This is a genomic window from Halomonas sp. R57-5 (assembly GCF_900070345.1).
Classification (GTDB): Bacteria; Pseudomonadota; Gammaproteobacteria; order Pseudomonadales; family Halomonadaceae; genus Vreelandella; species Vreelandella ventosae_B.
This window is the reverse complement of sequence record NZ_LN813019.1, coordinates 2909599-2931376: the sequence shown is the minus strand read 5'-3', so window position 1 is coordinate 2931376 and position 21778 is coordinate 2909599. Positions and strand designations below refer to the sequence as shown.

The 21778-nt window shown below is 55.1% G+C and carries 21 protein-coding genes; 4 read left to right on the top strand and 17 right to left on the bottom strand.

What is annotated here, in order from left to right:
• Positions 1-15 precede the first annotated feature (15 nt).
• From HALO_RS13530 to HALO_RS23535, 3 genes are all read right to left on the bottom strand, one after another.
• Positions 16-702 (bottom strand): phosphatase PAP2 family protein, encoded by a 687-nt coding sequence (locus HALO_RS13530; protein ID WP_035578864.1) that lies wholly within the window; start codon positions 700-702, stop codon positions 16-18.
• Positions 684-1061, bottom strand: a complete 378-nt coding sequence (locus HALO_RS13525; RefSeq protein ID WP_231896716.1) for a diacylglycerol kinase — start codon at positions 1059-1061, stop codon at positions 684-686. Before HALO_RS13525 ends, HALO_RS13530 begins: the two co-directional genes overlap by 19 nt.
• 74 nt (positions 1062-1135) lie before the next feature.
• The gene (locus HALO_RS23535) at positions 1136-1705 is read right to left on the bottom strand and encodes a glycosyltransferase family 9 protein (RefSeq protein WP_231896715.1); all 570 of its coding nucleotides are present in this window, start codon (positions 1703-1705) and stop codon (positions 1136-1138) included.
• Positions 1706-2622: 917 nt separating this feature from the next.
• Between HALO_RS23535 and HALO_RS13515 the strand changes: the two genes are divergently transcribed.
• On the top strand, positions 2623-3285 hold the full coding sequence (locus tag HALO_RS13515) for a response regulator (RefSeq protein WP_035578869.1): 663 nt from the start codon (positions 2623-2625) through the stop codon (positions 3283-3285).
• Positions 3282-4697, top strand: coding sequence for an ATP-binding protein (locus HALO_RS13510; RefSeq protein WP_035578873.1), 1416 nt, complete (start codon positions 3282-3284; stop codon positions 4695-4697). The genes HALO_RS13515 and HALO_RS13510 overlap by 4 nt, the downstream gene beginning before the upstream one ends.
• Here HALO_RS13510 and HALO_RS13505 read toward each other — a convergent pair.
• The 5 genes from HALO_RS13505 to HALO_RS13485 form a co-directional block, all read right to left on the bottom strand.
• Positions 4681-5949 carry an acetate/propionate family kinase gene (locus HALO_RS13505; protein ID WP_081899057.1) on the bottom strand — a complete coding sequence of 423 codons (1269 nt, stop codon included), beginning with the start codon at positions 5947-5949 and terminating at the stop codon, positions 4681-4683. The two genes, HALO_RS13510 and HALO_RS13505, sit on opposite strands and share 17 nt — an antisense overlap.
• Entirely contained in the window at positions 5946-7385 is a 1440-nt protein-coding gene (locus tag HALO_RS13500) for a bifunctional enoyl-CoA hydratase/phosphate acetyltransferase (RefSeq protein ID WP_050713530.1), read from the bottom strand. Before HALO_RS13500 ends, HALO_RS13505 begins: the two co-directional genes overlap by 4 nt.
• On the bottom strand, positions 7372-8190 hold the full coding sequence (gene fabI, locus HALO_RS13495; RefSeq protein ID WP_081899058.1) for an enoyl-ACP reductase FabI: 819 nt from the start codon (positions 8188-8190) through the stop codon (positions 7372-7374). The genes HALO_RS13500 and fabI overlap by 14 nt, the downstream gene beginning before the upstream one ends.
• A complete protein-coding gene (locus HALO_RS13490) occupies positions 8187-9998 on the bottom strand; it encodes a PHA/PHB synthase family protein (protein WP_035578875.1) in 1812 nt (603 codons plus the stop codon). Before HALO_RS13490 ends, fabI begins: the two co-directional genes overlap by 4 nt.
• A 337-nt stretch (positions 9999-10335) precedes the next feature.
• Positions 10336-10584, bottom strand: coding sequence for a hypothetical protein (locus HALO_RS13485; RefSeq protein WP_035578878.1), 249 nt, complete (start codon positions 10582-10584; stop codon positions 10336-10338).
• A gap of 152 nt (positions 10585-10736) precedes the next feature.
• On the opposite strand from HALO_RS13485, the gene HALO_RS13480 reads away from it, so the two are divergent.
• Positions 10737-11471: a Crp/Fnr family transcriptional regulator gene (locus HALO_RS13480; protein ID WP_035578880.1), complete on the top strand. Its 735-nt coding sequence runs from the start codon at positions 10737-10739 to the stop codon at positions 11469-11471.
• 72 nt (positions 11472-11543) lie between these two features.
• Complete coding sequence (locus HALO_RS13475; RefSeq protein ID WP_035578882.1) at positions 11544-12233, top strand: VIT1/CCC1 transporter family protein; 690 nt, start codon at positions 11544-11546, stop codon at positions 12231-12233.
• Between the two features lie 105 nt (positions 12234-12338).
• On the opposite strand, the gene HALO_RS13470 is transcribed toward HALO_RS13475, so the two are convergent.
• The 9 genes from HALO_RS13470 to HALO_RS13430 form a co-directional block, all read right to left on the bottom strand.
• On the bottom strand, positions 12339-12908 hold the full coding sequence (locus tag HALO_RS13470; protein ID WP_035578885.1) for a cytochrome b/b6 domain-containing protein: 570 nt from the start codon (positions 12906-12908) through the stop codon (positions 12339-12341).
• Between the two features lie 13 nt (positions 12909-12921).
• The gene (locus HALO_RS13465) at positions 12922-13203 is read right to left on the bottom strand and encodes a PepSY domain-containing protein (RefSeq protein WP_035578886.1); all 282 of its coding nucleotides are present in this window, start codon (positions 13201-13203) and stop codon (positions 12922-12924) included.
• A gap of 216 nt (positions 13204-13419) precedes the next feature.
• A complete protein-coding gene (arcC, locus tag HALO_RS13460; RefSeq protein ID WP_035578888.1) occupies positions 13420-14349 on the bottom strand; it encodes a carbamate kinase in 930 nt (309 codons plus the stop codon).
• Positions 14350-14368: 19 nt separating this feature from the next.
• Positions 14369-15367: an ornithine carbamoyltransferase gene (gene argF / locus HALO_RS13455; RefSeq protein ID WP_035578890.1), complete on the bottom strand. Its 999-nt coding sequence runs from the start codon at positions 15365-15367 to the stop codon at positions 14369-14371.
• A 25-nt stretch (positions 15368-15392) separates the two neighbouring features.
• On the bottom strand, positions 15393-16613 hold the full coding sequence (locus HALO_RS13450) for an arginine deiminase (RefSeq protein WP_050713529.1): 1221 nt from the start codon (positions 16611-16613) through the stop codon (positions 15393-15395).
• A 49-nt stretch (positions 16614-16662) separates the two neighbouring features.
• Entirely contained in the window at positions 16663-18159 is a 1497-nt protein-coding gene (gene arcD, locus HALO_RS13445) for an arginine-ornithine antiporter (protein WP_092490842.1), read from the bottom strand.
• A gap of 262 nt (positions 18160-18421) precedes the next feature.
• Positions 18422-19348 (bottom strand): F0F1 ATP synthase subunit gamma, encoded by a 927-nt coding sequence (locus HALO_RS13440; protein WP_035578894.1) that lies wholly within the window; start codon positions 19346-19348, stop codon positions 18422-18424.
• Positions 19349-19400: 52 nt separating this feature from the next.
• Positions 19401-20999 (bottom strand): alternate F1F0 ATPase, F1 subunit alpha, encoded by a 1599-nt coding sequence (locus tag HALO_RS13435; protein ID WP_050713528.1) that lies wholly within the window; start codon positions 20997-20999, stop codon positions 19401-19403.
• Entirely contained in the window at positions 20996-21778 is a 783-nt protein-coding gene (locus HALO_RS13430; protein WP_050713527.1) for a F0F1 ATP synthase subunit delta, read from the bottom strand. The genes HALO_RS13435 and HALO_RS13430 overlap by 4 nt, the downstream gene beginning before the upstream one ends.

Below are 21778 nucleotides of genomic sequence, written 5' to 3'. Positions count from 1 at the left end.
CTCTGTACGAAAAGATTAATGAACGCTGGGGGTTAATAAAAATCTTGAAAGGACAAAGCTTACGGTCCAACAAATCATGACGGTCCAGAGGTCGTGAGAGAGAAAGTGCGCCCCGCGTAACTGTTGAGTGATCCCAAACGTAAGGCCAAGCCCTAAACCCAGTGCAAGCCCTGCCCATCGCCAGTTGGGCCGTATGGCGGCAAAAAAGAAGTAGAAGGCTATCCACGTATAGCCTGCGCTGGCATGCCCGGCGGGAAAGCAGGCGGACGCTGGTATTGAAGAAGGCCGGTTGTTGAGCAAGCCAATAAAGTCTCGTGCCCCACCATAGCGATCTAAATCCCAAGGGCATTCCATGCTCACCAAGTGCTTAATTGTTGCGACAAGCAGCGTTGAAATAAGCGTTGCGGAAAAAAGATATAAAAGCGGCGTGCGATACGCTTTAAGATGCGTCACCATGGTACTTAGTATCAATAGGAGTAATGTGGCTAAACCCATCGTCAAGCTTAGCCATTTGCCGCCTTTGTGAAGTATTTTTTGGGTAATTAAGGTATCTTTCCATGCCCAGAAATTTCCCTGAAGACGGTATATAAAGTCAGTTAACGTGAAATCTATATTTAAAATGCTGAAAACTGACATGGCGATTAGAAATAAAATCCATGTGGATGCTACGGGTTTGAGAACATTTAGTAGAGTAGTACGCATAGCCACACACCCATCATCATAAAAAGGGTCATCATGACGGCGGCAGCCCCCATGTCTTTAGCACGTCCGCTAAGTTCGTTATGTTCTAGTCCGATACGGTCAATGGTGCTTTCTATGGCGGAGTTAATGAGCTCCACTATCAATACAAGTGTGAGTGAAGAAAACAGCAATGCTTTTTCCACAGAAGTGACATTAACAAAAAATACAAAAGGGTAGAGGATGAGACAGAGCATTACCTCTTGTCGAAAGGCAGATTCATTTATCCAGCAAGCTTTTAAACCCGATGCTGCATTTCTAGAGGCGCGGAATATGCGTTTAACACCCGTGCCATTGGGTTTTGACGTCGTTGAAATAGGCAAGGCAGTACTCTCGATAACGTAACAGTAGGGTCACTATAAAGTGCAAAACTTAACGAACAGTTATGCACTTTAATTCAGTAGCTAGAATACAAAGGGTCAGCACTGGGTGGTGGTGTTACCCACTGTGTTAGTTGGTTTGTTGCCGAGGCCGATTGAACGGGAGCCGTTGAGTTTTGGCCATCAAGATTAGCGCGTATGGCTTCTATTACCGTGCTGATTTCTGGGCGCCACAGAATAGTGTCATAGGCTTCTCGTGGTACGAAAGCGAGTGATTTTTTCTGACGTACTAGGGAAATGGTGGCGACATCGAGTGCTGCCGCTAAGTGCATAGGCCCCGAGTCTGGCGTCACGAGTAACCGCGCACGTTCCAAAACGGCGGCAAATTGGCGGATAGGAAGTGGTGGGCATAAGCTGCCATAAAGTGATGACATCAAACGCCGCTCAATAGGTGCTAGAAGCCTAAACTCCTCCGGTCCAAGAAATACGACATAGCGTATTTTACTGGCTTCCATGGCATCGATGAGCATTAACCAAAATTCCAACGGCCAACGTTTGTTTTGATGCCCACCAACGAAGATGGCAATAAAATTTGTATCTGATGGATGATCGCTATGAAGGCTGACAAGCTGCTGTATTTTCGTCATTGCCTAATTGCGTTCCTGCTCTGTTGGCTGGAGCAATGGCCGRTTACGGCAGTCAACRCCRAGCGGRCGTGTCAARTTGACGATGGCATCRTAGGCRTGTGATGACTTACCTTCMGCCTCAATGCTGTACCASCGCTGGTGACCTTTRCGYGAMCCCATGCTGTACCGYGCCCCTATTAACCGGGTCACKATAAAGCCGCTCGTTGATCCTCCGCTCACTTGTACCGCCAGGTCATAGCGTTGTGCTCGTAAACGTCGTAATAATGTCACACACTGCCAAGGTCGAAGAATGGCGCTTCTAGACAGTAAAAAGAAATAATCAACAGGTCGTTGTTGCAACAGTGGCCATGTTTTATCAGTCGCTAAATAGTCTATGCGCGCGCAAGGAAAACGTTCACGAAAAGCATCGATGACAGGGGTACTAATTAGCGCGTTGCCTAGACGAAAATTGGGGCGAATAATTAGGATTTTTTCTATGCCCACAAGGCTGTCAATGGTTTCTGGTTCAGGCGCTTTGACGATATACTTTATGCCTCCCAGTAAATATCGCTTCATTTTTTTTCTAAAAAACGGGCCATTATTTTTAAATAATAGTTTGTTCTAATRAGKGTTAGTAAGTGCATACTMTGGCGCTCTGTTCARTTAATWGAMAATGWYCTGCCCAYGGYAGCGAYARGGCAGATTCAAAATGACCGCCATTGAAGGCGCTGCTTTGGCTTTGCCCATGGCGAAAGAGGMAGCTTGAGCCTAAATAACTTAAAGAAGAGTTAARCYGCGYAAGAGRTTYGCAAAAATAGAGTGTTAGGCTTGTTGATTGAATTCAGATGAGGTCGCTTTTTGGGAAGTAAGTTGCCGCATTTAAGAAAAGCTTAAGTTTTGGTAGCCAAGATAGCGGCTTGTCGATTGAGGGAATCAGCATGCGTGCACTGCTCATAGAAGATGACCCCTTGCTTGGGGATGGCATTAAGACGGCGCTAGAGCGCGAGGGCTACGCGGTCGATTGGTTTATGCTTGGCCGCGAGGCAATTAGTGCTATCGGCAGCGAGACCTTCAGCGTGATTATTTTGGATCTTGGACTGCCTGATATGGACGGTATGCAGGTACTGCATTTACTCCGACAGCAATCTACTCTGCCTATTCTGATTTTGACGGCCCGCGATGCGATGGAAGACCGTATTGGCGGTTTAGATGCGGGGGCGGATGACTATGTGCTCAAGCCTTTCAATTTGCAGGAGCTACTTGCCCGTTTGCGTGTCGTCATGCGACGCGCAGAGGGGCGTGCCTCACAAATATTGACGCTGGGTGCACTGAGTATTGATGAGGCTCGCCATGCGGTGAGTTGGCGGGGCAAAGACGTAAAGTTGGGCCGACGCGAGTATGCCTTATTGCTAGAGCTAGCTAGGCACCCTGACAGGGTGCTATCTCGCCCTCGTTTAGAAAATTTGCTTTACGGCTGGGGCGAAGAGGTAGAGTCCAACACGGTGGAAGTTCACATTCATCATCTGCGTAAAAAGCTTGAAAAGCATCTGATTATTAACGTGCGTGGGATTGGCTACCGGCTGGATAGCCAGGCGCAATGAGATCGATACGGCGTTATCTTCTTCGCACGCTAGCCATTACCATGGTTGTCGCCGGGGGCGTGGCGGTTACCGCGGCTTACTTAATTACCGATCACGAGTTAGAAGAAATTCTCGATACACAGCTCAGTCTGCACAGCCGGATTGTGGCTGGCCAGCTCGATCCCAACGCGACCATTGACGACTATGCTCGCTTGGCTTCACGCATGGGCCTACCAGAACATCCGGCCCAGCTATATCGCGACGGTAACGCAGTCCCCGTGAGCAGCTCTGTATCAGGTCCCAAGCTTTACCACGAGGAAGAGCTTAAATTAGTACTGGGTTTTTGGAATCCCGATGGCTCACCCAGGCTATTAGGGGGCAAATGGAGTGATGCAGGGCCTTTCCCCGCGCCTTTAGAGGAGGGTTTTCGCTGGGAAAGCTACGATGGCCATCGTTGGCGGGTTTTCAGCATGTTCGATGTTGCCAGCGATACCTGGATCAGCATGGGGCTGCGAGGGTCGTTTCATGATGAAGTGGTGGAGCGCATCACCTGGAACAACGTGTTGCCGATGCTCCTGTTGCTGCCACTCCTTCTTTGGCTGATGAGTCGAATTATTCGTTGGGGTATTGCACCCATCCAAGCGCTTTCCAGCCAGGTACAAGGCCGCTCCGCCCACGACCTGCGTCAAATTGATAATTCGGTTCCTCAAGAGCTTAATGGATTACGTCAATCGCTAAACGACTTTATCGCCCGGTTGAAAGCAACGTTAGAACGTGAGCGGCGCTTCACTGCAGATGCGGCCCATGAATTACGCACGCCCTTGGCAGCGCTGAGAATCCACTTAGATAATGCGCAGGCAGGGGGCGAGCAATCATTACAAAAGGCTTATGTCGGGGTTGAGCGGCTTCAGCGGGTGGTAGAGCAACTGCTTATTTTGGCTCGATTGGATCAAGTTGCCACAACCTCACCGGCCACTATCGACCTCTATCCGATTATTGCTGAACTGGTAGCTGAGCTGTGGCCACTCGCTGAAGAGCGAGATCAGCACTTGAGGCTAACCGGCTTAACCCGGTTGGAGGTTCGCGCCGACGAAGTCGAGGTGGGAATTCTCTTCCGTAATCTACTGGATAACGCCTTGCGCTATACGCCAGAAGGCGGTCAAGTAGAGGTAGAGTTGGCGCTTTGGGAGGGGTTGCCTCAACTCACGGTGAGAGACACTGGCCCCGGGCTCCCCGAGGCACTGTTGGATAAAGTCACGGAGCGCTTTCGGCGCGCGTCTGGCCAGGGCACCACCGGTAGCGGATTGGGTTTATCGATTGTCTCGGAGTTGGCTCAGCGCCAAAACGCACACCTTACGCTTAATAATCGCACACCCAATGGGCTGGCGGTCAGTGTGACGTGGGAGAAAACCAGCATCAAGATCGTTGATTAGCTTGCTGGCCTTGGGTGCGGATCTGAGGCGACGGATGACTAGCGCCATGAGACGGGAAGGGGGCATGCACTCCCGTGGTTAGCCGGTGCGTCGCACCGGCCATCACGATCTCTTCATCAGTGGGAATGACCAGCACGTCAACGCTTGATGCCGTCGAACTGATGCGGACGGCATCACGTTCGTTGGCGTCAGTGTCCAACGCCACCCCCATCCATTCGAGCTGCTGACAGATAAGACGACGGACCAGTGCCGAGTGCTCGCCAATACCGGCGGTGAACACGATGGTATCGAGCCCCTTGATGGCCGTTGCCAGCATGGCCAGTTCGCCTGCCGCGCGATAGCAAAACAACTCGATGGCCTCGCGCGCTTCGACAGCAGGGCTTGATTGCAGTATCGCCATATCATTACTGATACCCGATACGCCTAACAGCCCCGACGCTTCATAAAGTAGGTGCCCGACCTCCTGAGTGGTCATCCCCAAACAGTCAAGCAGATGCAAGAGAACGCCGGGGTCAATGGTGCCGCAGCGCTGGCCCATCATGAGCCCATCAAGCGCAGTGAAGCCCATGCTAGTGGCCACGCTGCGGCGAGCCTGCATGGCACACATGCTGGCGCCATTGCCTAAGTGAGCCACGATAACGCGTCCATCCGCCCTGGCGCCGAGATGGTGAGGCAGTGTGCTGGCAATGTAGTCGTAGGACAGGCCGTGAAAGCCATAGCGAATAATCCCCGCATCGGTCAGTGCGCGCGGCAGTGCGAAMAGCTGGGCAAGCCGGTCTTGGGTGCGGTGAAAGCTGGTGTCAAAGCAGGCGACCTGAGGCAGACCGGGGAGAGCAGCGGCCACGGCGCGAATCGCCTTTACATTGTGGACTTGATGAAGCGGCGCCAGCGGTTCGAGGGTTGTCAGTTCATCAAGCAGGGCCTCAGTCACCCTGGCGGGGCCGGTGTGGTGGCGCCCGCCATGCACGACGCGGTGACCGGCCGCGAGGATATTGACACCCCCACGGTGATTTTTTAGCCACTCAAGCAGCGTAGGGATCAGATCATCAAGCGCTGCCACAGCGTCGACAGACATCCCTTCGCTTGGCGGTAGGGCTCGGCCTTCGCCATCACGCGCTGAAAACACACAGCGGCTGCCAACGCCGGTAATCTTGCCTCGCAAGAGGGCCGCTGTAGGGTTGGAACTCTCTGGGTAGAGGGCAAACTTGAGGCTCGATGAGCCCGCGTTCACCACCAGAATCGCGTCTGTCATGGCGCTGTTTTCTCCCCGCTAGAGCCATTGTTCCCGTAGCTGATAAAGCACTGTGCCAGGGCACATGAGGCCAGTCGCGCCATCGGGCTATCTGCTCGGCTGGTCAGAATAATCGGCACGCGCGCGCCCAGCACAATGCCCGCCGCATCAGCACCGGCCAAATAGATCAGCTGCTTTGCCATCATGTTCGCTGCTTCGAGATCAGGGGCGACCAATATGTCGGCATCACCCGCCACGTCAGACACGATCCCTTTGGTGGCCGCTGCCGAGGCAGAAATGGCGTTGTCGAAGGCCAGCGGACCATCGAGCAAACCGCCGGTGATTTGCCCTCGATCGGCCATTTTGCACAACGCTGCAGCATCCAGCGTTGAGGTGATGTGGGGGTTGACGGTTTCGACCGCAGATAATATCGCCACCTTGGGTTGTGGGATGCCTAGGGTATGCGCAAGATCGATAGCGTTCTGCACGATGTCACGCTTAGTCGCGATATCAGGGTAAATATTGATCGCCGCATCGGTAATGAAAAGGGGTTTGGGGTAGGGCGGAGCATCCAGCACATAGACATGGCTCATTCGTCGTTCAGTGCGCAGGCCCGTGTCGGTGTTCACGACCGCGTTCATGAGTTCGTCAGTATGCAGCGACCCCTTCATGAGCGCGGCCACGTGCGAGGCCCGGACAAGCGCCACGGCGGCATCCGCGGCGGCATGACTATGCGCCGCATCGACGATTTCTATGCCAGCCAGGCTCTCCCCGGCAGCCTTGGCCGCTGCGTGAATCTTGGCCGTGGGCCCCACCAGGATGGGCACAATCATGCCCTGGCGAGCGGCTTCCAGCGCGCCAGTGATCGACAGTTCATCGCAGGGGTGAACGACAGCGGTTCGGATGGGGGATAGGTGATGCGTTGCGGCGATCAGCTTGGCATAGTGTGCGCCTTGCACGTGCAGGTGTACTTCGGGCAACACAACCCGAGGGCGGCGCACTTTTTCACGCGGTGCGATGACTTCCGCGGTGCCGTTAATCACCAGCGTGTTGTGCTCGTTGAAGCACGTGCAGGCGAGGGTCAAGCGGCCTTTGGGGTGTTTCTCGGTGACTTCCACTCTCACTTTGACCGTATCGCCTAGGCCGACCGGGGCTAGGAAGTTCAGGCTCTGTGTCAGGAAAATGGTACCGGGGCCGGGTAGCTGAGTGCCCAGAACCGCCGAGATCAAGGCACCGCCCCACATGCCATGGGCAATGACCCCATGAAACATATCGGTTTTAGCGTATTCAGAATCCACGTGGGCGGGGTTAACGTCGCCTGACATGACCGCAAAGAGTTCAATGTCCTGCGTTTTTAACCTCCGGGTCAGTTGTGCGCTGTCCCCGATCGAAATCTCGTCGTAGGTTTTGTTCTCTATATAGGTAGGTGTCGCCTCGACATGCTCAAGCTCGGACATGAAAACCTCCATCTACATAGGCGGTATCGCCTGACACGCAGCGTGCGTTATCACTGGAAAGCATTACCGCCATATGGCCGACATCCTCAATCGTCACCAGCGCTTGTTCCGGCGCCCGTAACCGCGCTGCGTCTATGAGCTCATCGAAGTGCGCAATCCCAGAGCCTGCTCTGGTGTTAAGCGGCCCTGGCGAGATGGCGTTGACGCGAATTCGTTTGGGGCCCAGCTCAACGGCCAGCGAACGCATGGTGCCCTCCAGCGCCGCTTTGACGGGCCCCATGATGTTGTAATGATCGATGACCTTCTCACCCCCGTAGTAGGTCATGGTCAGGATTGAGCCACCCTGTACCATCAGTGGCTCGGCCAGGCGCGCCATACGTATCAGTGAGTGGACGGATATATCCATGGCCTGGGCAAAGCCAGCGCGTGAACAATCGGTGACGCGCCCATGCAGATCCCCGGCAGGACAATAAGCGATGGAGTGGACCAGGATGTCGAGTCGTCCCCAGCGCTGGGCAATGGCGCTAAAGACCGCCTCCATTTCGCCCTCAACGTCTACGTCCATGGGCAGCAGCAACGCCGCGCCGATGGCATCAGCCACGGGCATCACAAAGGGCTTTGCCTGTTCAGTGGCATAGGTCAGCGCAACGTCGGCACCCGCTAAGCGAAACGCTTGCGCGCAGCCGGTGGCGATGGAGTGCTCGTTGGCGACACCGACCACCAGCGCGACCTTGTCTTTAAGAGCAAGCGCTGGAAGCTCCTCGTCTTTCCGATCGTTTTCCAGGCCGTTGTGGAGGGCGGTCATGTTTGCTTCACATAGGTGCCAGGCGCATCGCACAGTGCCGCATACCGGCCTGAGCGGGCACCCAGTGGGGGAGGCGCGATGGGATCGCCCGACTGTTTTTCAAGCCAATCAGTGAACGCAGGCCACCACGATCCCGCCTGTGTCTCGGTATCTGAGCACCAGGTATCAGGTGAACGGTAAGAGGCATCTGCATCGGTGTCGGCGATGCGGAAATGGCGGTTGTGATGACCCGGTTCCGACACAATCCCCGCATTGTGCCCGCCACTGGTGAGCACGAAGGTCACATCAGCATTCACTAATAGGTGAAGTTTGTAGACGGAACGCCAGGGCGCCACATGATCGTCTTCAGTGCCAACGGCAAAGATGGGGGCACGAATGTCGGTAACCGCAATCGCTTTGCTATCCACCTGGTAGCGACCTTCGGCCAGGTCATTGTTCAGGAACAGCCAGCGTAGGTACTCTGAGTGCATCCGGGAGGGCATACGCGTTGCGTCCGCATTCCACGCCATCAGGTCGAAGGAGTGGCCCTGCAACCCCAGCAAATAACGCTGAATGGCAGGGGCCCAGATCAAATCGCGAGCGCGCAACAAGGCAAAGGCGCCGGCCATCTGATCCGATGACAGATAGCCGGTCTCGGACATCATGTCTTCAATCATGGTCACCTGGGCGTCGTTGATGAACAGACGCAACGGTCCCGCCTCGGTGAAATCGATTTGAGCGGCCAGGAAAGTGACGGTCGCGAAACGCTCATCGCCGTCGCGCGCCATCGTTGCCGCCGCGATAGCCAGGAGCGTTCCACCTAAACAATACCCGACGGCATGGAGTTTGGGAGCATGGGTGATCGCTTGAACGGCATCGATGGCTTCCATAATGCCCAGCTGACGATACTCATCCATGCCCAGTTCACGGTCTTCTGCGTCGGGGTTCTTCCAAGAGACGATGAACACGGTGAAGCCCTGGGCCACCAAAAATTGAACCAGTGAATTCGTCTTTGACAAATCAAGAATGTAGTACTTCATGATCCAGGCAGGCACGATAAAAATCGGTTCAGGGCGAACCGTCTCGGTGCTGGGTGTGTATTGAATTAACTCTATCAAATCGTTACGAAAGACGACCTTGCCGGGGGTAACCGCAAGATTGCGCCCTACTTCAAAGGGCTGCGGGCCCGCAGGCTGTGCTTTGCCGGTCTTGCGGTAGACATCCTCGGCCAGTTGCTTGGCACCACGTACAACGTTTTGTCCTTTCTCCTCCACCGTAGCGGCGATGACTTGCGGATTGGTAAAGGCGAAATTGGACGGCGAGGCTGTGTCAATCATAAGGCCGGTGACAAACGCCATGAGGTCTTCATGCGCAGGGGCCACACCATGGACCCCGGTCATGGCCTCTTGCCACCATTGCCAGTATTGGCGGTGCGCCTGCGACAAAATGTTAAAGGGGTATTGCCGCCAGCGTTGATCAGCAAATCGCCGGTCCAAGGTGTCGGGCTCGTCGCCTGATGCTTGGGAGGCCAACATTTGAGGCCCGCGCATTGGTGATGCGAGTACCTGTGTCCACAGCGTCTGCGCATTTCGCATCGCTGAGGACATCAGCTGCAACTGCTTTCCCGGTGAAACAGACAGGTGGACTGCCCAATCGATCCACGCTACCGCCAGCACCGAAGGGGCAAGCCCTGACGTTGCTTTCGCCACTGCCCGGTGGGCGGACTGGTCGATGGTTTGATAAAAGGTCGATACCGCGTTGTCTTCGGCCGCTGTGTCGCTTTCGGTAACGGTCCTATCGGTATCCGTGGTTGCCGGACGTTTTAACATCGTTGCTCCTTTATGAATTCAATCGCCGTTACCTCCAAACGATTTCACCCAAACTGTTCCATCCGCTAGATGTAAAGAGGATAGCCCTTGCACGCATGTGACAAGCTGATCAGCATCAGTTATTCCGGTTAAAAGTCGGTGTTTTTTGCCTCTCTCTGGGCCGTACAGATGCCTGAGGTAGATGTTCAGGGGCGTGTCGCCTTACGAACACGCACCCTCAATTTGTGGATACTTAAAGGKGTGAAAGTGGGCCAGCCGGGCCAGCATGTTCGACTCTCGGAAGAAGGCAGCCCAGGACCCAAAGGGGGGGGGAGCTGACGCTTAGCAACCCGTTGTCTTAAAGCCGCCGTACCGAGTTGCCGCCGCTGATGATGGCGTTGATTAACGCGGCCACCCCTACGTGTGTCTCCGACTCGTCATCCAGGCCCACTGCATTCTCATGGGTGTTGGCGGCATCCGTGAGCACACCGATGATTTCGCTTTCCGATAATAGCTGGTGATCGTTGATGGCCAGCAACAGCGATTCGCAGATAGCCAGTGCGGCCAACCCTGCGAACTCCTTATCTTTTGATACATGATGTGACATCTGAGTTTCTCCATTCCGTTAAGTGGCGAGCGTTAAATCAATGCGTCTCACATATGAGTTGCAGCAGATTGGCACAAAGCCCGTTATGCTGAGCTAATCGAAAGCAGTCAGCGCTTTGGACTTCTGCTTTTTTTCTCCCATTGGGAAACGTTATGACGGCGATTGAAACGACGCCGCTTGCTCGCAAACTGGGGGCATTTGTGGCTCTGTCGGAGGTCGAGCTTACGGTTATCTCGCGTTTACACCAGCGGCGTAAGGCCGTGTTAGCAGGAAGAGATCTCGTCCATCAGGGCCAGTCAGACCAAAAAGCCTACATTTTGGCCGCAGGCTGGGTTTGCTCGTATAAGATTCTGCTGGATGGCTCACGTCAGATCGTCGATTTCCAAATCCCGGGCGATTTTCTAGGCCTGAGAAGTGCCTTGCTTCACACCTCTGATCACAGTATTGAGGCCATCTCGGATATTGAAGTATCTGAAGTGTTGGTGAGTGATTTATTGGACATTTTTGCCCAACACCTGCGGTTAGCTACGGCGGTTTTATGGGCAGCATCGCGTGATGAGGCCATGGTGGTTGAACACCTGGTGAATATCGGTCGACGAAGTGCCATAGAGCGCATGGCGCATTTTCTACTTGAACTCGGCGCTCGACTGACACTGGTCGGGATGGGCAATAAACAAGGCTATTACTGCCCGTTAACGCAGTACCATTTGGCGGATGCATTAGGGCTGACGGCGGTTCACGTTAACCGTTTGCTTAGACAACTACGCGAAAAAGGACTGATGACGTTTCGCCATGGTGTGGTGACTTTTGATGATTACCATGGGTTGACCACGCTGGTCGGTTTTGATCCTACCTATCTGGATCAAACGGGGCCGCTGCTGTTGTGAAAAGGCAGAACTGATGACGACGCATCAGGCTAAGTTTGGAAAGAAAGGCGAGATTAATCACGAGGTGAAGCTATGCAACATACAGAACACCATCGATCTAACCGTTCAGGTTGGCTGCGCGCAGCCGTCATGGGCGCGAATGATGGCCTTGTCTCGACTAGCAGCCTGATCCTCGGTGTGGCGGCAGCGAGCACCGCGCATAGCGACATTATGTTAGCGGGTATTGCTGGTCTAGTGGCCGGGGCTATGTCGATGGCCGCCGGTGAATACGTCTCCGTTAGCTCACAGTCTGACACCGAGCATGCGGATCTTGCGCTTGAAAGCCAAGCGTTGATGGAGCATTTTGATGCTGAACTGGAAGAGCTGGCAGCGATTTATGAAGCGCGTGGGTTAACACCGGCGCTGGCCACTCAAGTCGCTGAACAGCTGATGGCAAGCGATGCGCTAGGCGCTCACGCCAGAGATGAGATTGGCATTACCGAGACAAGCCAAGCTCGCCCACTCCAGGCGGCCTTTTCATCGGCTGTGACCTTCACGGCTGGCGCCCTGTTGCCGTTGCTGATCGCTTGGTGGGCGCCGCCGTCCTTGCTGATTCTTCTGGTGGCGCTCTTCTCGCTAGTGTTTTTGGCCTTTCTGGGGGCGGCAGCTGCCCGTGTAGGTGGCGCGCCGATACTCAAAGCCTCGTTGCGCGTAATGTTCTGGGGCGCACTGGCGATGGTCTTGACCTTCGGCATAGGCCGCTTGTTCGGCGTCGTGGCATAAATAAGAGATAGCGCAGCCATCGCGCTGTGTCAGGCAGGCCTTAAAAGGCCACTCGTGCAAAATTAAGGAGTGGCCACAATCATGGTATCGTCTTAACAGTACCTTTTAAGACTGTACATCGTGAGCCTTAGCGTTGGGGTTAGAGGTAGGGCGGCGGCGATAGCCATGCAACATGCTAGCGATCAAATTATCGCCTTGCTTGAGGCTTCCTACCACAGCACCCAATACATGCAGTGGTACTAGAAAAAGAAACGCGTTGGCCATGAGTTCGTGGGTTTCTTCAACCCAGCCAACCCCCCAGAAACGATCCGTTTCTTCCATCATGTAGCCAGTAAGTCCCAGACCGAGGATTAGCCCAAGCAGCACCAGCATCATGATGGCCCCCAGCGGTGTATGGGTAATGCCGGTTTGCACTGTCTTGCTGTCGCGACCGCGCAGCGCACATTGAAGTCGGCTCACCGTAGGCCAAAAGCTCCGCCAGCGTGCGCTCCAGGGACCGATAAACCCCCAAAGGATGCGTACGACGATTAATGCCACCAAGGCATAACCGACCCATTGGTGTATATCGCCCCCTTCTTCGGTTACCCATAGGTTAACGCCTACGCCAGCGACCAAAGCCCAATGTACCAACCTGACCAACGGATCCCAAACACGGATACGGGTATTATCGGCCATGGTAAACTCCTGATCAGTCTTCGACTTCCTGCTTCACGATGCTGGCATCTACGGGGTTGAAATAGATCTCTACCCGGCGTTCCTGCTCGTCCCAGCCGTATATCTCGTAGCAGTTTCCCTCGGTGACCTTAAATTCTTTGATTTTGTAACCCATCTCGCTGATACGTTCCTGCATATCAGCTTGGCTGATCCATTCGTCACTGGGGGCATCAGTACAATGAGTCTCGGCCAGCGCAGCCGTGCTAGCCGTCAGTAACAAAGCTGACGTTATAATCTTAGTGATGTGAGTTCGCATACGTAATACCTCTTTTCGATGATGGTTGGCTGTGCAAGACATATTTGTCGATTGGCACAAGGATCATCCTAAATGAGGTGACTTATGGCAGGCTTAAAAAAAGGTAAGCACCAAAAAAATGATTATTGAGAACGTTTCTCTGGCGCCTGATAGGCAGATAAATGAATAGCTAAAGCATTGCGGCTCTATTCCAACAAGTATTAAGCGAGCACTGCATTAATCAGCATTACCTGCGTTGGCAGAGTAGACCTGCGTGCCGGCACTTCCTTCGAGCATGCCCTCAATCTGTTCTAGCGAGCCGATTACCGCGCGTTTACCGGTAGCGAGAACAAAGGCTTGCGCTGCTTCGACTTTTGGTCCCATTGATCCCGCGGCGAAGTCGTATTGGCTTAAATTCTGGGGCGTTACTTTTTCGAGGGCGTTCTGGGTAGGTTTTCCCCAATCTAGAAAAACCGCTGATACATCGGTGGCGATGACTAACAGATCCGCCTGCAATTCACGTGCAAGTAGGCTACTGCATAGGTCCTTATCGATCACAGCCTCAACGCCCTGGAGGTCGTTAGTACCCATGTTGCGTGCCACTGGTATGCCTCCGCCCCCAGCGGCTATGACCACAGCGCCACGTTCCAGCAACCAGCGAATTGCTTGTATTCCGAGTACCCGGACTGGTTTTGGGGACGCAACTACGCGCCTAAACGCACTGCCATCCGGCGCCATACTCCAGCCCTTGGCAATGGCTATTTGCTCAGATTCTACCTTTTCGTAGACTGGGCCGATTGGCTTGCTTGGATGTTTAAAGGCGGGGTCCTTTGGGTCGACCTCTACGCGGGTTATCAGCGTCGCCACTTCCCGAGTGGCAGGTAGCCGATTAGCCAGCTCTTGCTCTAACAGGTAACCGATCATGCCATCCGTCTGGGCGCCCAATACGTCCAGCGGGTAGGCATCCACTTTTATATAGGCATCAGCCTGCAGTGCCAATAGACCGACCTGCGGACCATTTCCGTGCGTTAGCACCAGATCGTGTTTTTCGGCCACGCGCGCCAGTTGAGAAGCTGCACTACGAATATTCTCCAACTGGTTTTCCGCCGTGGGTGGTTGATCGCGGCGCAGGAGTGCATTGCCGCCCAGCGCAACGACAATCCTCATGATTCGGCTCCGTTAGGTCTCATCCGAGGGTCGCTACCAGCACGGCCTTGATGGTGTGCATACGGTTCTCGGCTTGGGTGAAGACAATCGAGGCGTCTGATTCGAATACCTCATCGGTGACTTCTATCTCGCTGAGGCCATATTTCTCATGGACCTGGCGACCCACCTCAGTTTCTAGGCTATGGAAGGCTGGCAGACAGTGCATGAATCGGCTGGTGGGTTTGCCAGTTGCCTGCATCAGTGCGGTATTGACCTGATAGGGCAGCAATTGGTCGATGCGTTTCTGCCAGACCTCGTCGTCCTGACCCATTGAGACCCAGACGTCGGTATAGAGAAAGTCCGCGCCGGTCACCGCCTTCAATGGATCGGTCTCCAGTGTGATGCGTGCGCCGGTGGCGCGGGCTAGTTCGCGCATTTGGGCGACCAGCTCGGCGGGTGGTTGTAGTTCTGCGGGCGAACAGATGCGGACGTCCATGCCCATAAGGGTGCCGCCGACCAGTAGCGAACTGCCCATATTGAAACTGGCGTCTCCGAGATAGCAGAAACTGAGTTCGTGCAGTGGCTTCTCGCCGAACTCCTGCATTGTCAGTAGATCGGCGAGTATCTGTGTGGGATGCATTTCATCCGTCAGGCCGTTCCATACAGGCACTCCAGCATATTGCGCTAGCTCTTCAACCACGCTTTGGTGAAACCCGCGGTACTCGATGCCGTCGTAGTAGCGCCCAAGTACTCGTGCGGTGTCTTTCAGCGATTCCTTGTGGCCTAGCTGCGAGGCGCCAGAATCGAGGTAGGTAACGTGACCACCCTGATCGTGCACCGCGACTTCGAAGGCGCAGCGGGTGCGGGTTGATGGCTTCTCGAAGATCAGGACGATATTTTTGCCCTTTAAGCGCGGCACTTCATTGCCCACCGCTTTAGAGCGCTTTAGTTCGGCAGACAGATCCAGAAGGAAACGGATTTCATCTGGAGTGAAGTCCTTTAGCGCCAATAGGCTACGATTGTGTAGATTAAAACTCATGATATCGTCTCATCAGGGGTTAGGATCAGAGCGCGTCGCGCTCAATCGGGCAGGACATGCAGTGGCTGCCGCCTCGTCCACGCCCCAGCTCGGAGCCTGGCACTGTGATAACTTCCACACCTGCCTTACGCAACAAGGTATTGGTGTGGGTATTGCGGGCATAGCCCATCACCACCCCAGGCGACAGTGCCAGCAGGTTGTTGCCGTCGTCCCACTGTTCCCGCTCTGATTGCCAAGCATTCCCGCCAGTAGCCACCGAACGTAGCTTGGCCAACCCCAGCGCCTCAGCGACTACTTCGAGGAAGGGCTTTGTTTCAGTACGTACATCCAGACTGCCTTCTTTTTCACCCGGCCGGAGACTGTGTACACGGATTTCATCGACCATTTCTGGGAAGCTAGTGACTAAGTCTACGTCGCAGAAGGTAAATACTGTGTCCAGATGCATGGCGCCGCGAGATTTTGGTATCTGTGCTGCCAGCACGCGGGTAGCCGCGCCCTTTGCAAACAGGCTGCGGGCAAGTTGGCTCACGGCCTGTGGTGACGTACGCTCACCCATGCCTATCATCMCCACGCCATTGCCTAGGGGCATCACATCGCCCCCTTCCATTGTCGCACCGCCGTGCTCTTCGTCCGGGTCACCCCACCAGGTTGTTACCTGACCGGCGAATAATGGATGGAAGCGATACACTGCTGCCGTTAGCAGTGTTTCCTGCCGGCGTGCGGGCCAGTACATTGGGCACAGAACCACGCCCTTACCGATCCAACAACTACTGTCACGGCTGAACAGCGTGTTGGGTAGCGGCGGCAGCAGAAAATCGTTTGCGGCAACGTATTTCGCCAACAGGCCCGCTGGTTCGAACGTCAGTTCGGCGCGTGCCAAACCGCCGATCAGGTGTTCCGCCAAGCGTTGTGGTGGCAGCTCTTCTAGCCAGGGGCGGAGCTCCTGGACCAGCTCACTATCAACGGTTCCTGGGCCTAATTTACGATCTAGCAACCAGGTGCGGGCTATCGGGTCGGCCATGGTCGTGGCCAGAAGATCATGCAACTCCAGTACTTCGACATCGTGGCTCACCATGGCATTGGTGAACGCGTCGTGGTCATTGCGCGCCTGCTCAACCCAGATAACGTCATCGAACAATAAGTCGTGGCAATTAGCTGGCGTCAGGCGTTGTTGCGCTAGGCCGGGCCGGCATACCAGTACCCGGCGAAGACGGCCAACTTCAGAATGTACACCTTGAGACGTCATCGCATCGTTCTCCTGTTCAAGCAGAGAGAGGGTGAAAGTGGGTACGTGTTCACAGGCTGAGTCGCCCCATGGCTAGMAGCGTGGCTGCCACGCTGGCCAGTACGACCAAGGCCGCCAATACTAGCCACTCCCAAGTAGTAAACACTTGTTCCTTGCGCTGGCGCTTGGCCCAGGCATACAGCAGCACGCCAGGCGCGTAGAGCATGGCGCTCAGCAGCAAGTACTTGAAACCGGCGGCGTATAGCAGCCACAAGCAGTACATTGTGGCCAGCGCTGCAACAGGAACATCCGCACGCCCGATTGCTGCCTTGACACCTTCACCACGCAACGCCAGTGAAAGGCCATAAGCGGCACTGAAAAGGTAGGGCAGCAGGATCATCGCGGTAGATAGCGAGATCAGCGCCAAATAGGAAGCTTCGGAGAATAACGTCAGTATCAGGAATAGCTGCACCATGCCATTCGTCAGCCAAAGGGCGTTGGCAGGCACGTGTTTTGTATTTGTCTGCCCCAGCCATTTTGGCATTACGCCGCCACCGGCAGGGGTGAACAGGGATTCAGCAGCGAGCAGCATCCAGGCCAGGAATCCACCGCCCACCGAGACGATCAAACCTACGTAGATCAGGACGGCACCCCAGGTGCCAACAGCATTTTCAAGCACGCCCGCCATTGATGGGTTTTTGAGACCGGCCAGTGTCGGTTGATTGAACACTCCCAACGATAATAACGAAACCGCCATCAGCAACAGCAGGCAAATTAGAAAGCCGATGATAGTCGCGCGACCTACATCCTCACGGTTGCGTGCTCTTGCCGAATAGACGCTGGCACCTTCGATGCCTATAAACACCCAGACGGTCACCAGCATGGTGCTCTTGACCTGGTCGAGCACGGAACCGAGACCCGCGTCTCCCCAGAAATCGAGACGGAAAGTGTCTATCTCAAAGGCCATTGCTACCAGTGCAATGAACAGCAGCAAAGGCACTATCTTGGCTAACGTGATCACCGCGTTAAGTACTGCTGCACCTTGTATGCCGCGCAGTACCAATAGATGTATGACCCACAAAACGATGGAGGCGCCAGCGATGGCGGCCGGAGAGTTGCCATCACCAAATATAGGGAAGAAGTAACCAAGCGCACTGAAGGCAGCCACCAGATAACCGACATTGCCAATCCAGGCGCTTACCCAGTAGCCCCAGGCAGAGTTGAAGCCCACGTATTCACCTGACAGCGCGCGGGCATAGGCATAAACGCCATTGTTCAGTTCGGGTTTGCGCATCGAGAGCATCTGATAAACCCTTACCAGCAGGAGCATACCGATACCGGTAATGGTCCAGCCGATCAGGATAGCGCCAGCACCTGCACCGGCGGCCATATTTTGCGGAAGCCCAAATATGCCGCTGCCGATGATCGAACCGACCACAAGCGCCMCCAGCAGGCTGAGCCCCAATTTGGCAGGCGAGGCGGCACTGGCTTGGACGTGGGGCGTGGTGACGTCATCGACGCTAGTTGCTGCGAATGTTGCGGAGTGAACTGCGCTAGGCTTCTTCATGTGAACGCACGCGCTGAAGTCTGTAGATGGCATTGTCGCTTGAGCTTTGCCTGAAGAGCATCAGCGATGATCGAGGCTTGGCCTAGCTCATTGTCTGTGGGCGCGAGTTCATTGGTAGAGCGGTAATCGTCAGACTGTGGCTGAGTCATCTCAGATACCTGTACGGGTTGCTGCCAGCGACTGGGATTTAGGTTGGCTGGAGTCTCTGCTTAGTCTCTTCCCAGTATCTAAGCCTGTCTGTACGTCAACGCACGCAGCATCGTCATGACTTGAGGCTGGTACCGTCGCTGGGCATTAAAGCGTCGAAACCGGAGATAACGTCGAACAGCTCCTCGTCGATGCCCGCTTGGCGTAGGCGATGAAAGCGGGCGTGCAGTGACTGCAGCAGCTCGGCGATATTGCGGTCAGCGCGCTGCATAGCGGCCAGTCGGCTAGCATTTTCACTGGCTAACGACTCAGCGCTGGCGCGAAACAGCGAGACGAAGAGGTGCTCGCGGATAAAGGCGCGCAGTGTCTGCGCAGAGATGTCCAGTACTTCGGGTATCTGGGGGGTGGGCCACGGTTGCTTGGCGAGCCCATGCTGCCATTGAGTATCCAGGGGCAGCAGGCGCTGGCTTACTGGGGCATAGCCAGCAGCATTTGGCCGGTTGTAGAAGAGGGTCAGCGCGGTGCTTTGCGTGGCAAAATGCCCTTCGTCCTCCGTTGTGATGTCTGAGCTTTGAACGTTTAGCAAAATATCGCCGACCAATCGGCTGATCAGTTCCACCGATCCAGGAACCGCAAAGAGGCCCTCGGGCGAAATGCCAGCATCGACAAGACGCGCATGCGCGCGCTCGCCAACAGCCCAAACCTTGGCTTCCGTATTCGCCAGTGCTTGCACCGCATAGTCGACAGCCACCTCGTTGAATCGTCCCACCAGCCCTTGATCAGAGCCGAATACTACAACGTGCTGCCGACTTGAATGGGTTCGTGGTGGCAATGTTTGCGTCTTTAAACCGCGCTGCTCGGCTGAGCGAAGACACACACCTAGCCCAAGTTCGACCGTGTGTGCGTAATCGGCCAAGGCTGCTACTGAGCGTTCATACTGCCCAATGGCCGATGCGGCGGATGCCTTCATCGTACTGACGACGGACTTGAGGTCTCCGGCGCTATCAATCTGACGGCGTAGGGCAATGAGGGTGGTGGCCATTAAGGCTGCGCTTCATTGGCGTTATTATAGGGACTGTTAACGCTGTGCCTTTTCATGGGTGGGCACTGATTTCAGTATGAGCAGTCGTCGCTTGTGGTAGCGCGTTATCAATTGGGGGCAGGAAAGTTGCAAGKGCTAGACGGGCTGCTTCGATGATCTGCAGACGATCCGTGTCGGTCAACTTATCGCCTGCGGTGAGACGTTTGCTAAGGTCATCAGGCAGGTCATTGGCCATCTCTTCCACGGCGTGTTGTGCTGCCGACATGTGCTTAAGTGGAACGGCGTCAAACAAGGCTGCGTTCAATACCAGCAGGATGGCGATCTGGGCGGGCACGGATACCGGCGAAAATTCGGCCTGGCCGAGGCAGGCGCGAATGCGTTTCCCGTGCTCGATGGATTGCCGCGTATCTTCATCCAGGCGAGCGCCAAAACGGGCAAAGGTTTCAAGTTCTTCAAACTGTGCATAGGCCAGCTTAAGGTCGCCTGCCACTGCGCGATAGGCCGCACGCTGTGCCTTGCCACCCACACGCGATACCGACTGACCCACGTCAATGGCCGGTAAAATGCCGAGTTCGAACAGCGATGGCGACAGCACTATCTGCCCATCGGTAATAGAAATCAGGTTGGTCGGAATGTAGGCCGAGATATTTTGTGCCTCGGTTTCGATAATGGGCAGCGCGGTCAACGAACCGCCCCCACGCTCTTTGTTTAAGCGGGTGGCGCGTTCGAGCATGCGTGAATGGATATAGAAGATGTCGCCGGGAAAGGCTTCTCGCCCCGGTGGCCGACGCAGTAACAGCGACAATTCGCGGTAGGCGCGGGCGTGGTGGGTGAGGTCGTCGTAAACGATCAGTACGTCGCGGCCCTGTTCCATGAAGTGCTCGGCGATACTCGTGGCGGCGTAGGGCGCAATGTAGGCCAAACCAGGGGCCTCGTTACCTTCGGCGACAACGACCACGGTGTAGGAAAGCGCCTCTTTCTCGCGCAGGTTAGCGACTGCCTTCGCCACCGCAGACGCCCGTTGACCAATGGCGCAATACACACAAAGAACGTCTTTACCGCGCTGATTAAAAATAGTGTCGATGGCAATCGCCGTCTTGCCCGTCTGGCGGTCACCCAGGATCAGTTCACGCTGGCCGCGACCAATTGGAATCAGCGCGTCTATGACTTTCAGTCCGGTCTGCAGCGGCTCTGTCACCGGGGCGCGATCCATGATGGCGGTCGCGGGCCGTTCGATGGGCAGCCGCTGATGTGTCATCACCGGCCCCAGACCATCCAATGGTCGCCCAAGCGGGTCGATCATTCTGCCCAGCAAGGCGTCGCCCACGGCCACGTCCATTACCCGGCCGGTACGCTGAACTTCTTGCCCCGCATGAAGGTGTGCGTAGTCACCTAGCAGTACCACATCAATGCTGTCTTCATTGAGATTGAATGCGATACCGAATAGTCCGCCGGGAAATATCAGCAGCTCCTCGGAGCTGGCTTGCTGTAGCCCATGGACACGTGCAATGCCGGTGGAGACACTGTTGATCGTGCCCACCTCGCGTAGTGTTAGTTGCGGTTCGAATGTCTGCAAACGCTGCTGGATAGCTGCGAACGCGCTTTCGACAGCGCGCTGTAGGCTTGTTTTGTCGGATATTGCGGCGGTCATGCAGCCTCCGTCGCATCGGACTTGGCGTGCGCCGTAGGCGGAATTGAGGACAAGGCACTCAAGTAGTCTGCAATACTCCATGCCAGTTTCTGTCCTTGGACACTGATTTCAATGCCTGCTATCAGATCAGGGGTGGTCTCGAACCTAAGTGCAATGGAATGGCCGATCTTATTCTCCAGTGCAGTTTGGATGGCCATCTGCTGAGCTGCTGGGAGTATGAAAGCGCTGCGCAGTAGGGCGGGATTAGATTCGGAAGTGTCCGTGAGTGCCTTGCTTAGTGATGCCAATGTCTCGCCGTCGGCGTTTTGTAAGCGCTGAATAAAGACGTCGCTTGTTCGTTGCTCCAGGCTAGTGTTTGCAAGGTCGCTTAGCACGCGGCGTGCGATATCAAAGACCTGTTGCTGGGTCTGGCGAACGATCTCTGCATGCAGATGTTGGGTGTCCGTCGATAATGCCTTCGCGCGCGCTGCGCTCGCTTTATCGGCGGCCTGGGTTGCCTCGGTACGCAGGCGTTCACCCTCCGCCGCTGCTGAATCCGTGGCTTGCTGCAATAAATCTGTACGCTGTTGCTCGAACGCTAGATTTTTTTGCTTAAAGTCGCTTTTTTGCTTGTGCGCTTCTGCCTTGGTATTGGCGGCGTCCGCCAGTGCGGCAGCAATCTTTTGCTCACGCGCAGCAATGGCGTTCAGTACCGGCTGGTAAAGAAAGCGCTTCATCAACCACACCAGAATAATGAAATTCAGCACCTGGGCGCCGACAGTAAACCAATCGATGAGCAT